Source organism: Oleiphilus sp. HI0043, assembly GCF_001634935.1.
Genome location: NZ_LWEY01000595.1, coordinates 1 through 957 on the forward strand (window position 1 = coordinate 1; position 957 = coordinate 957).

The 957-nt window shown below is 45.6% G+C and carries 1 protein-coding gene; it reads right to left on the reverse strand.

Annotated features, from left to right (window positions below; all coding sequences use genetic code 11):
• The coding region (locus tag A3729_RS07365) for an NAD-glutamate dehydrogenase domain-containing protein (protein WP_197475655.1) at positions 1–957 on the reverse strand (957 nt) is incomplete at both ends.

Genomic DNA, 957 nt, shown 5'->3' on the forward strand with positions numbered 1-957 from the left:
GCATTTGCTTCGAAAGTTCAATAGACTTAGAGGAACGTGAATAAATACCGCCACCTTCAGAAATCAGTTCTTTGTTATAGTCATCCCAGGTAGAGCCCTGCAGTTCAAACAAGCGCTTTCTCTCTGAAAAGCTTGTTGAAGGGTCCGGATCAGGATCAAAGAAAATGTGCATATGGTTAAATGCCGCTACTAGCTTGGTATGCTTGGATAGCAGCATGCCATTTCCGAAAACATCGCCTGCCATATCACCGATACCAATTGCAGTGAATGGCGTTGTTTGCGTATTAAGACCTAGCTCTCTGAAATGGCGCTGAACTGATACCCAAGCGCCTTTTGCAGTGATCCCCATTTTCTTGTGGTCGTAGCCGTGACTACCACCCGAAGCAAAGGCATCACCAAGCCAATGCCCCTTCTCCAAAGATATCTCATTCGCAATATCAGAGAAGGTTGCTGTGCCTTTATCCGCGGCAACTACGAGGTAATAATCGTCATCATCATGACATACGACTTCGGTCGGCTTAACCACTTCACCATTAACCAGGTTATCGGTTACATTAAGCATTCCGGTAATAAAGGTTTGGTAACACGCAATCCCTTCAGCGATGAAGCCTTTCCGGTCGCTTGGAAAATTCTTAGCAACGAAGCCGCCCTTCGCACCAACCGGAACGATAACAGCATTCTTAACTTGCTGAGCCTTAACCAAGCCTAAAACTTCAGTGCGATAATCTTCATAACGATCAGACCAACGCAAGCCACCACGAGCAACCTTCCCCCCACGCAAATGAACCCCTTCAACCCTGGGCGAATAAACAAATATCTCATACATTGGAACGGGCAAAGGAACGTTTGGAATTAAACGCGGCTGCAACTTATACGAAATATAACTTTTATCCGCACCACCGCTATCGTGCTGATAGAAGTTTGTACGCATCGTTGCTTTGATCAAATCAAGATATA